Genomic DNA, 10665 nt, shown 5'->3' on the forward strand with positions numbered 1-10665 from the left:
GCCGCCCCCCGTCCTCTCATTCACGACCTAGTCGTCGTGCCACTTGTCCTTGTGGTGCCAGCCGCGGCCGTTGCCGTCGAAGTCCACGTCGTTTCCGTTGGCGTGGACCGTGCTGTCGACGAAGTCGCAGTTGGTGCCGTCGCTGGTGAGGACCTCGACGTCGACCAGGTAGACGATCTCCTTGACGTCGATGCAGAGGTTCGACAGGATGTTGATGCCGCCGAAGTCGGCGGGGCTGTACTCGTACTCGGTCTGGGCCATGGCAGGCGAGGCTGCGCTGACGGCCAGGGCAACGGAGGCACCGGCGACCGCGGCACCCTGAAGAGCTTTACGAAGCATGAACGCTCCCTTGAATCGATTTCGATTTCGATGGTCGGTCCCGATTGCAGAACCGAACATGACTATATGCATTTTTGGCCTGATTTCATGGGACTTGCTGCGTGTCACGGCTTTTATTTTCCAATACCTTTTTAGTGAGGAATATCCATATTGGCAGTCGTCAAGGCGGCAGCCGCTCCGAGCAGCATCGCCGGTCCGAAAGGGAGTTCGCTTCGTCGCGATGCGATCGCTGCCATTGCCTGCGAACCGCCGATGACCATGGTCGCGACCAAGGCGAGGACGGCGGCGTGCCAGGACGCCCAGCCGAGTACGAGACCGAGCAGTCCCGCAAGCTTCACATCGCCAAAGCCCAACTGCCCCGACGCGCAGCCAGCGCCGAACACGGCCATGCCCGCCGCCGCGCAGACCGCCGCACGCAGCATCGCGTCGGGATCGGCGGTGGCCAGGAGCAGGGCCGCGACCGCGGGATACACCGGGAGGACCATCGCGTCGGGGAGCCGCCGCTCATAGACGTCGACCCACGCCGCGACGATCCCGGCGGACGCCACCAGCGCCAATGCGACCGCGTGCAGCGCGCCGTCGGCACGCCACACGATGAGGAGCGCCGCGGCCAGTGCGACCGCGGCGATCGATCTGGGCCCGGCGTGTCGCCCGGTGGCGAGGGCCACGCACCAGCGCAGGCCCGGGCTGACGAGGATCGCGGCGGCGGCCGCCCCTGCGATGAGCATGACGCCGATGCTCGCACGCGCCGACGGCGTTCGCCGACGACGACACGGTCAGGCGATCACCGTTTGGTCTTGCGGCCGTTGCCCGACTTGGCGCGCCGCGCCGCGGGGCCGTCGCCGTTGCCCTTGCCCTCCATGCCCAGCAGTGGGCGCAGGTAGGCGCCGGTGTGGCTGGCCTCGATGTCGGCGACCTCTTCGGGCGTGCCGGCGGCGACGAGCACGCCGCCCTTGTCGCCGCCCTCGGGGCCGAGGTCGATGACCCAGTCGGAGCACTTGATGACCTCGAGGTTGTGCTCGATGGTGATGACGGTGTTGCCCTTGTCGACCAGGCCGTCGAGCACGCCGAGGAGTTTGCGCACGTCCTCGAAGTGCAGGCCCGTGGTGGGCTCGTCGAGGATGTACACGGTCTTGCCGGTGGAGCGCTTCTGGAGTTCGGAGGCGAGCTTGACGCGCTGCGCCTCGCCGCCGGAGAGGGTGGGCGCGGGCTGGCCGAGCCGCACGTATCCGAGGCCGACGTCGACGAGGGTCTTGAGGTGCCGGTGGATCGACTGGATCGGCTCGAAGAAGTCGGCGGCCTCCTCGATCGGCATGTCGAGCACGTCGGAGATGGTCTTGCCTCGGTAGTGGACCTTGAGCGTGTCGCGGTTGTAGCGGGCGCCGACGCATTCCTCGCACGGCACGTACACGTCCGGCAGGAAGTTCATCTCGATCTTGAGCGTGCCGTCGCCGCCGCAGGCCTCGCAGCGACCGCCCTTGACGTTGAAGGAGAACCGGCCGGGTCCCCAGCCGCGCACCTTCGCCTCGGGCGTGCCCGCGAAGAGCTTGCGGACCTTGTCGAACACGCCGGTGTAGGTGGCGGGGTTCGAGCGCGGGGTGCGCCCGATGGGCGACTGGTCGACGCCGACGACCTTGTCGACGCCGTCGACGCCGGTGATGGTGCGGTGGCGGCCGGCGACGAGTTTCGCGCCGTTGATCTCGGCGGCGAGCGTGTTGTAGAGGATCTCGTTGACGAGCGTGGACTTCCCCGAGCCCGACACGCCGGTGACGGCGACCATGCAGCCCATGGGGAAGGCCACGTCGATGTTCTTGAGGTTGTTCTCGCGCGCGCCCCTGACCACGAGCTCGCGGTCGTGCGAGGGGGCGCGGCGCGCGGCCGGGACCTCGATGTGGCGGCGGCCCGCGACGTAGTCGCCGGTGATGGAGCCGGGCGCGTCGGTGAGGCCCTCGACGGGGCCGGAGTAGATGACCGAGCCGCCGTGCTCGCCGGCGCCCGGGCCGATGTCGACGATGTGGTCGGCGACGCGGATGGTGTCCTCGTCGTGCTCGACGACGATGAGCGTGTTGCCGAGGTCCCGCAGGCGTTCGAGGGTGCCGATGAGCCGGTTGTTGTCCCGCTGGTGGAGGCCGATGGAGGGCTCGTCGAGGACGTAGAGGACGCCGACGAGGCCGGCGCCGATCTGCGTGGCCAGGCGGATGCGCTGGGCCTCCCCGCCCGAGAGGCTTCCGGCGGAGCGAGCCAGCGTGAGGTAGTCGAGGCCGACGTCCAGCAGGAACTGGAGCCTGGCGGTGACCTCCTTGACGATGGGCGCGGCGATCATGGTGTCGCGGTCGGAGAGCTCGAGGTCGGCGAAGAAGCGCGAGCACTCGCTGATGGAGAGGTCGCAGACGTCGTAGATCGACCTGCCCTCGACGGTGACGGCGAGGACCTCGGGCTTGAGGCGGGCGCCACCGCACGTCGAGCACGGGATCTCGCGCATGAACTGCTCGTACTTCTCGCGCGTCCACTCCGAGTCGGTCTCGTGGTGGCGGCGCTCGACCCACGGCACGAGGCCCTCGAAGCGCGTCTCGTAGGAGCGCTTCTGGCCGCGCTTGTTGCGGTAGGAGACCTGGAGGGTGCCGTCGTAGCCGTAGAGGACGGCCTTCTGGGCGCGGTCGGGCAGGTCGGCCCAGGCGGTGTCGACATCGAAGCCGACGACCTCGCCGAGCGCCACGATCTGGTACAGGAAGTAGTCCCCCATGCCGACCGACGACCAGGGCGCGAGCGCGCCGTCGCGGATGGAGGCCTCCTGGTCGCGGATGACCAGCTCCGGGTCGACCTCCTTGCGCATGCCGAGTCCGTGGCAGACCGGGCAGGCCCCGAAGGGGGCGTTGAAGGAGAACGTGCGCGGCTCGAGCTCGTCGAGTGCGAGCGGGTGGTCGTTGGGGCAGGCGAGCTTCTCGGAGAATCGCCGGCGGCGGCCCGGGTCGTCCTCGGCGAGGTCGACGAAGTCGAGCTCGATGACGCCGTCGGCGAGCGCCAGCGCCGATTCGACCGAGTCGGTGACGCGCTGGACCGAGGAGGGCTTGACGACCAGGCGGTCGACGACGACCTCGATGTCGTGCTTCTCCTGCTTCTTGAGCTTCGGCACGTCGGTGAGCGTGTAGACCTGGCCGTCGACGCGGGCGCGGGCGTAGCCCTGCTGCTGGAGGTCGTTGAAGAGGTCGACGAACTCGCCCTTGCGGCGGCGCACGACCGGGGCGAGGACCTGGAAGCGGGTCCCCTCGGGCAGGGCCATGATCTGGTCGGTGATCTGCTGCGGCGTCTGGCTGCCGATGGGCTCGCCGCACTGGGGGCAGTGCGGGACGCCGATGCGGGCGTAGAGCAAGCGCAGGTAGTCGTAGATCTCGGTGATGGTGCCGACCGTCGAGCGCGGGTTGCGGGAGGTGGACTTCTGGTCGATCGACACGGCTGGGGACAGGCCCTCGATGAAGTCGACGTCGGGCTTGTCCATCTGGCCGAGGAACTGGCGGGCGTAGGCCGAGAGCGACTCGACGTAGCGGCGCTGGCCCTCGGCGAAGATCGTGTCGAAGGCCAGGGAGGACTTGCCCGAACCGGACAGGCCGGTGAAGACGATCAGGGAGTCGCGCGGCAGGTCGAGGTCGACGTCCTTGAGGTTGTGCTCGCGGGCGCCGCGCACGACGATGTTCCCCGACGACAGGGGTGCGGGCGTTCGCTGGGAAGTGGATTGAAGCTGCTCGTTGGCCACCGTGGGAATCTAACCTTCGGGTCCGACAGGTTGGGGAGGCCCGCTGGTCGATGCGGGCCTCCCACCGAGGCTACCCGGTGCCCAGCTGGGATTCCTCGCCTGTTGTGAGGCGCGCCTCACGTGAGCTTCACGAGTCGTAGCGGTAGAGGTCGTACTGCTGCATCAGGCCGATGAGCTTGTCGGCGTACTTCGGGTCGGTGGCGTAGCCGGCCTTGTGGATCTCCCGGGCGAACCGGTCGGGGTCGTCCCGGTGCTCCATGGCCTTGGCGTAGCGCGACCAGCCGGAGAGCAGGTCCCCGTGGTCGCGGTAGGAGTCGCCGACGTTGTCGTAGGCGCGGAAGGTGGCGTCCATGTCGAAGCACCCTCCGGTGGGGCTGCACTCGAAGGTGCCGTAGTCGCGGCAGCCGATGGCGTGGTCGCCGGGCGAGCCGAAGCACTTCATGCCGAAGAGGTTGTGGTCCTCGCGGGCGAGCGCGCCTTGTCCCCATCCGGTCTCGAGGATCGCCTGGGCGAGCGTGACCGAGGCGGGCACGCCCGTGGCGCGCTCGCTGGCCTGCGCCGATTCGGCGTGCCGGTCGATGAAGCCCTGGTTGCCGCCCTTGGGGACGCTCGGCGGGTCCTGGCCGCACCAGGGCAGCCACGGCTCTCCCGCCGTCCACTTGACGTAGGCGGCCGAGACGTAGCGCTGGTCGCCGACGCGGTACCAGACGTTGGTCTCGGTGACGCGGCCGTCGACGGACTGGCCCCACACCTGGCAGGCGACGCGCAGCACGGTGCCGTCGGGGTAGGTGCCCTGGCGGTTCGCGCCGGAGTCCGCGGCGGCGCGGATGTTGAGGTCGGCTCCGCCGGAGGTGACCTTGGCGTAGGTGGCGTTCTGCGTGGCCATGGCGCACCAGGGCAGGTGCGGATTGCGCTCGGACCAGCGGATGTACGCGTGGCTGATCCACTTGTCGGTGCCGATGCGCAGCCACGTGGACGAGTCGCGGACATGGCCGCTGACGTGTTCGCCGCGGACCTTGCAGTAGACGGCGGGGTTCGCGCCGTCGGCGAGCGTGTCGACGACCTTCTGGTCGGTCGCGGGTCCGGAGCGGACGTTGACGCCGCCGCCGGTGGTGGCGACGGTCGCGCCGCTGATCTCGGAGTATGCGGGCAGGGCGCCGGACAGCATCGCGCTCGCGGCCAGCGCCAGGACCATTACGAAGCGGAAGAATACGTTCAATACGCCCATGACTACCGAGGGTACGAAGTCTGTCGTCTTTCTGTCAGTTGAAAGCTGAATGTGAGGTTCACTCTGCAATGAGTGTTCCGTCGGGAACCGCCGGCCGGGCCCGTCTCGGGCAGCCGTGTCGGCCATCACGTGGCCTGACCGAGCTTCCGGTGCGCGCTTAGGAGACAATTGCCTGCGTGTCAATACGCTCTGATCTGCGAAACATCGCCATCGTCGCCCACGTCGACCACGGCAAGACCACGCTCGTCGACGCCATGCTCAAACAGGCCGGGGCGTTCCGCGAAGGACTCGAGGTCGACGACCGGGTCATGGACTCGATGGACCTCGAGCGTGAGAAGGGCATCACGATCCTCGCGAAGAACACCGCGGTCCACTACGCCAACCCCGTCGACGGCTCGCCGATGGTCATCAACATCATCGACACGCCCGGCCACGCCGACTTCGGCGGCGAGGTCGAGCGCGGCCTGTCGATGGTCGACGCCGTCGTCCTCCTCGTCGACGCCTCCGAGGGCCCGCTCCCGCAGACGCGCTTCGTGCTGCGCAAGGCCCTGGAGTCGCGGCTGCCGGTCATCCTGTGCATCAACAAGACCGACCGGCCCGACGCCCGCATCTCCGAGGTCGTCAACGAGACCTACGACCTGTTCCTGGACCTGGACGCCGACGAGGACCAGATCGAGTTCCCGATCGTCTACGCCTGCGCCCGCGACGGCGTCGCCTCGCTGAACCAGCCGAAGGACGGCACCGTCCCCGACGACTCCGACAGCCTCAAGCCGTTCTTCGACACGATCCTCGACCACGTGCCCGCGCCGGAGTACGACGAGGACGCCCCGCTCCAGGCCCACGTCACCAACCTCGACGCCGACAACTTCCTCGGCCGCATCGCGCTGTGCCGCGTCGCCCAAGGCGAGCTGCGCAAGGGCCAGACCGTGTCCTGGATGAAGCGCGACGGCTCGATCCAGAGCGTCCGCATCACCGAGCTCATGATGACCGAGGCGCTCACCCGCGTGCCCGCCGAGAAGGCCGGGCCCGGCGACATCTGCGCCATCGCCGGCATCCCCGACATCATGATCGGCGAGACCCTCGCCGACCCGGAGAACCCGGTGGCGCTGCCGCTCATCACCGTCGACGAGCCGGCCATCTCGATGACCATCGGCACCAACAACTCCCCGCTGGTCGGCAAGGGCGGCAAGGGCCACAAGGTCACCGCGCGCCTCGTCAAGGACCGGCTCGACCGCGAACTGGTCGGCAACGTGTCGCTGCGGGTGCTGCCCACCGAGCGCCCCGACACCTGGGAGGTCCAGGGACGCGGCGAGCTGGCGCTGGCCATCCTCGTCGAGCAGATGCGCCGCGAGGGCTTCGAGTTGACCGTCGGCAAGCCCGAGGTCGTCACGAAGGTCATCGACGGCAAGATCCACGAGCCCGTCGAGCGGATGACCATCGACTCCCCCGAGGAGCACCTGGGCGCGATCACGCAGCTGATGGCCTCGCGCAAGGGCCGCATGGAGACCATGACCAACCACGGTTCGGGCTGGGTCCGCATGGAGTGGCTGGTGCCCTCCCGCGGCCTGATCGGCTTCCGCACCGAGTTCTTGACCCAGACGCGCGGCACCGGCATCGCCCACTCGATCTTCGAGGCGCACGAGCCGTGGTTCGGCGAGCTGCGCACCCGCAACAACGGGTCGCTCGTCGCCGACCGGGCCGGGCAGGTCACCGCGTTCGCGATGATCAACCTCCAGGAGCGCGGCATCCTGTTCGTGGGGCCGGGCACCGAGGTCTACGAGGGCATGATCGTCGGCGAGAACTCGCGCGCGGACGACATGGACGTGAACATCACCAAGGAGAAGAAGCTCACCAACATGCGCGCCGCCGCGGCCGACTCCACCGAGAACGTGGTGCCGCCGCGGGCCCTCTCGCTGGAGCAGGCGCTGGAGTTCTGCCGCGACGGCGAATGCGTCGAGATCACGCCGGAGACGGTGCGGATCCGCAAGGTCGTGCTCGACCAGAAGGAGCGCGGCCGGGCCGCCTCCCGCGCCAAGCACGGCAACTAAGGCGAACGCGACGGGCCCCGCCGGACGGCGGGGCCCGAGCCCCGGTTCACTCCGCGCGAGATCCCCGAAGGCAGCGCGCAGGACTACGTCTCGGCACGGTTCAAGGGCTCCGACCATGTCGACACCTGGCCGTGCACCGGCACCGTCGTCCTGCACCTCCCCGCGGGCGCCGTGCTCCCGTTCGCCGGCGACGGCACCGTCGAGGCCCTCGGGGCCGACCGGTGCCGCTACACCGCCGGCTCCTGGTCCTGGGTGGCGCTCGCCGCGTCCCTGGGGCGCTTCGACACGGACATCGACGTGATCGCCCCGCCAGAACTGACCGCGGCATTCGCACAGCTCGCCGCACGCAACGCGGCAACGGCGCGATAGCGCGGGCGCCATCGCGCTCGCGTACGACACGCGACGATCGTCTACGGATTCGAGGGCGAGCGAGAGCTACGACCGCGCTGGTCACTCGCGAGCGCAGACCGGGCAGAGCGCTGGTGCTCGGGTGCTCGGGTGCTCACTGGATCGTCGCTCGTCCTTCGAGCCGGCATCGACATGCTGCGGCACGCGAGCCGCTCTTTACGAGCGGTGGCGCGGCGAATGAACTCACCAAGGTTGCAACGACCTCCGTGAAGCAAAGGAGGAAGGCCGTTCTCGAACCCACTTCAGTTTATAGCGCATCGGTTTCGAGAAGACCCACACCGGCTCGATTCTCGCAGGTCAACGGTGGTGCAGAATCAGTCGGCGAAACCAGATCTCACCACCATTGGGGGAAACAGCATGCGTGTACTGCTGTCGACGTACGGCTCGCGCGGGGATGTCGAACCGCTCGCGGGACTCGCGGTACAATTGCTGGCTCGCGGCGCGGAAGTACTGGTGTGCGCGCCGCCCGACGACGACTTCGAGCGGCGGCTCGGTGAGGTGGGCGTGCCGATGGCGCCCGTCGGTCCCTCGGCGCGGGACTTGGCGAGCGGGCCGCGGCGGTCCGTGCCCGAGACCGCGGCGATCCTGATGGCGAGTGAGCTCGAAGGGGTCACCGCGGCGGCCGAGGGCTGTGACGTGCTGGTGGCGACCGGTCTGTGGCCGGCCGCGGCCGGAGCGCTGTCCGCGGCCGAGAAGCTGGGCATCCGATCGAAGTTCGCGACCTTCCAGCAGGTCATCCTGCCCTCGCCGGACAGGGCGCCGATCGCGCTGCCGGGCCGGCCGTTCCCGCCGGACGTGACCGACAATCGGGTGCTGTGGGACCTGGACGTCCAGTTCAAGAACGAGCTCTTCGGCCCGGCGGTGAACACCGGCCGGGCTGCGGTCGGCCTGCCGCCGGTGGACAACGTCCGCGACTGGGTCTTCGGCGACCGGCCGTGGCTGGCGACCGATCCGGTTCTCGATCCGTGGCACGGGGACATCGAGGTCGAGCAGACCGGCGCGTGGCTCCTGCCCGACGAGCGCGCCCTCCCCGACGACCTGGAGGCGTTCCTCGACGCGGGCACGCCGCCGGTGTACGTCGGCTTCGGCAGCATGCCTTGGGACACCGCCAAGCACGCCGCCCAGGCGGCCGTCCAGGCCGTCCGAGCCCACGGCCGCCGCGTCGTCGTCTCGCGCGGTTGGGCCGAGGTGGGCCTGATCGAGGAGGGGGAGGACGGCTTCGCCGTCGGCGAGGCGAACCATCGGAAGCTCTTCGGCCGAGTGGCGGCAGTGGTGCACCACGGCGGCGCGGGCACGACCACGACGGCCGCCGCGGCCGGCGCGCCGCAAGTCGTGGTGCCCCAGATAGCGGACCAGCCGTACTGGGCGAGCCGAGTCGCCGGGCTCGGCATCGGCGCCGCCCACGACGGCCCGACGCCGACCGTCGCGACCCTGTCGGCCGCGCTCGAAACGGCACTGGATCCCCGGACCAGGACCCGAGCGCGGCAGGTGGCCGCCGAGATCAGGCCCGACGGGGCGGAAGTGGCCGCGAAGCTCCTCCTGGACGCGGACTGATAAGGCTCGGGACGGGAGCGCTCGGCCGGCTTCGGAGGCGTCAAGCGCTCTCGTCGTACCGGCTCTGGTTCCGGCAGATCTGGTCGGCGTTCCCCCGGATCCAGTCGAACATGTCCACGAGGCGGTCGGCGGTGCCGCGGCCGACCTCGTTGAGTCCGTAGGTGACTTTAGGCGGCACTGACGGCTCGACCTCACGCCAGACCAGGCCGTCGCGCACGAGCGTGCGCAGCGTCTGCGACAGCATCTTCTCGCTGATGCCCTCGATGCGCTCGCGGAGCTCGAAGAACCGCAATTCGCGCTCGCGCAAGGCGAGCAGCACCCAGATGCCCCAGCGACTGGTGATGTGGTCGAGCACTTGCCTTGCGGGGCAGTTCGAGTGAAAGACCTCACTGCCGTCCGGCGGGGCCCATGCCCTGGGCTGTTCTCCTCCCGACATGTCATGAGCTTACCTTCAGGTACGTCCTTCCCGAAAGTAAGTCTTGGTTCTACCTTGGGATCCACACCGAAACCGAAAGGAATCCGAGATGATCGTTGTCACCGGAGCCACCGGAAACGTGGGCCGCCCACTGGTCGCCGCCCTCGCCGCACGAGGAGCCGCGGTGACCGCCGTGTCCCGCGGCGACGCCGAGCTCCCCGCCGGAGTCACCCACCGCAGGGCCGACTTGTCGGAACCCGAGACCTTGGAATCGGCTTTCGCGAACGCCGAGTCGCTTTTCCTGCTCACCCGCGATCCGCGGCTGGATGCCGTCCCCGTACTCGAGGCCGCCAAGGCCGCGGGGGTCGGGCGGGTCGTGCTGCTCTCCTCTGAGCGTGCCGTCACCAGACTCGATGCGTCGCAACGGGCTATCGAGGACGCCGTCACCGAGTCGGGTCTGGAGTGGACGATCCTGCGTCCTGGCGGCTTCGCCTCCAACGCCTTCCTGTGGGCCGAATCGGTGCGCACCGAACGCCGCATCGCCGCGCCCTTCGGCGACGTGGGCCTGCCGGTCATCGACCCGCTCGACATCGCCGAAGTCGCGGCCGCCACCCTCACCGAGCATGGCCACGAGGGCGAGGCCTACCTGCTGAGCGGCCCGGAGCCGGTCACGCCCCGCGGGCAGACACGGGCCATCGCCGCCGCTATCGGCGAAGCGGTGGAGTTCATCGAGCAGACCCGTGACGAAGCCCGGCAGCAACTCCTCCGGTTCTGGCCGGAAGACGTCGTGGAGGCCTCCCTCGACGTCATCGGGAGTCCCAATGAGGCGGAGCGGCGGATCAGTCCCGAGGTCGAACGAGTGCTGGGCCGGGGCCCGCGCACGTTCGAGGACTGGGCGCGCCGCCACGCGGCGGCCTTCCGC

At 69.3% G+C, this 10665-nt stretch carries 8 protein-coding genes and 1 pseudogene; 4 read left to right on the top strand and 5 right to left on the bottom strand.

The genetic code is table 11. The features are described from left to right. Positions 1-27: 27 nt before the first annotated feature. The 4 genes from ACYVK3_RS14640 to gsmA form a co-directional block, all read right to left on the bottom strand. Positions 28-339: a hypothetical protein gene (locus tag ACYVK3_RS14640; RefSeq protein ID WP_460498064.1), complete on the bottom strand. Its 312-nt coding sequence runs from the start codon at positions 337-339 to the stop codon at positions 28-30. A gap of 131 nt (positions 340-470) precedes the next feature. Beyond that, complete coding sequence (locus ACYVK3_RS14645) at positions 471-1067, bottom strand: prepilin peptidase (RefSeq protein ID WP_460498065.1); 597 nt, start codon at positions 1065-1067, stop codon at positions 471-473. 56 nt (positions 1068-1123) lie between these two features. Beyond that, the gene (uvrA, locus tag ACYVK3_RS14650; RefSeq protein ID WP_460498081.1) at positions 1124-4027 is read right to left on the bottom strand and encodes an excinuclease ABC subunit UvrA; all 2904 of its coding nucleotides are present in this window, start codon (positions 4025-4027) and stop codon (positions 1124-1126) included. 190 nt (positions 4028-4217) lie between these two features. Next, positions 4218-5318: a sporangiospore maturation cell wall hydrolase GsmA gene (gene gsmA, locus ACYVK3_RS14655; RefSeq protein ID WP_460498066.1), complete on the bottom strand. Its 1101-nt coding sequence runs from the start codon at positions 5316-5318 to the stop codon at positions 4218-4220. 176 nt (positions 5319-5494) lie between these two features. Here gsmA and typA point away from each other — a divergent pair, with 176 nt between their 5' ends. The 3 genes and pseudogenes from typA to ACYVK3_RS14670 all read left to right on the top strand — a co-directional run bounded on the left by typA (position 5495) and on the right by ACYVK3_RS14670 (position 9328). Beyond that, positions 5495-7366, top strand: coding sequence for a GTP-binding protein TypA/BipA (gene typA / locus ACYVK3_RS14660; RefSeq protein WP_460498067.1), 1872 nt, complete (start codon positions 5495-5497; stop codon positions 7364-7366). Positions 7367-7369: 3 nt separating this feature from the next. After that, positions 7370-7735: pseudogene (locus ACYVK3_RS14665) on the top strand (transcriptional regulator); the annotation flags it as partial. Positions 7736-8131: 396 nt separating this feature from the next. Further along, complete coding sequence (locus ACYVK3_RS14670) at positions 8132-9328, top strand: glycosyltransferase (protein WP_460498068.1); 1197 nt, start codon at positions 8132-8134, stop codon at positions 9326-9328. A gap of 40 nt (positions 9329-9368) precedes the next feature. Here the strand turns inward: ACYVK3_RS14670 and ACYVK3_RS14675 are convergent, their stop codons facing one another. Then, positions 9369-9764, bottom strand: a complete 396-nt coding sequence (locus tag ACYVK3_RS14675; RefSeq protein ID WP_460498069.1) for a winged helix-turn-helix transcriptional regulator — start codon at positions 9762-9764, stop codon at positions 9369-9371. 88 nt (positions 9765-9852) lie between these two features. Between ACYVK3_RS14675 and ACYVK3_RS14680 the strand changes: the two genes are divergently transcribed. Then, a partial coding sequence (locus tag ACYVK3_RS14680) for an NAD(P)H-binding protein (RefSeq protein ID WP_460498070.1) occupies positions 9853-10665 on the top strand: 813 nt, incomplete at its 3' end.

This window comes from Glycomyces tarimensis (assembly GCF_054776215.1).